At 40.2% G+C, this 254-nt stretch carries 1 protein-coding gene; it reads left to right on the top strand.

The features are described 5' to 3' along the window. On the top strand, positions 1 to 254 hold a 254-nt coding region (locus tag RYX56_RS23850; RefSeq protein ID WP_317124319.1), incomplete at both ends, for an MFS transporter.

The following is a 254-nucleotide window of genomic DNA, read 5'->3' as shown; positions in this document are numbered from 1 at the left end:
CAATCGTTAGTACCGCAATGCCGAAAATTGTTGAAGATTTAGGTGGAAGCAGGCTCTATACTTGGGTGATATCTGTTTATTTATTAACAACGGTCATTAGTACGCCAATCTTCGGAAAATTAGCGGATTTATTTGGAAGAAGAATCATGTCTACCATTGGAGTTATCATTTTTCTTGTCGGATCAACGCTATCCGGCTTCTCACAAACGATGGAGCAGCTGGTGATCTTTCGAATGATTCAAGGAATAGGAGCA

It is taken from the genome of Alkalihalophilus lindianensis (assembly GCF_032843265.1).
Lineage (GTDB): Bacteria > Bacillota > Bacilli > Bacillales > Bacillaceae_D > Alkalihalophilus > Alkalihalophilus lindianensis.
Note: the sequence above shows the minus strand (reverse complement) of the source record. Positions and strands in the feature narration are given on the sequence as shown.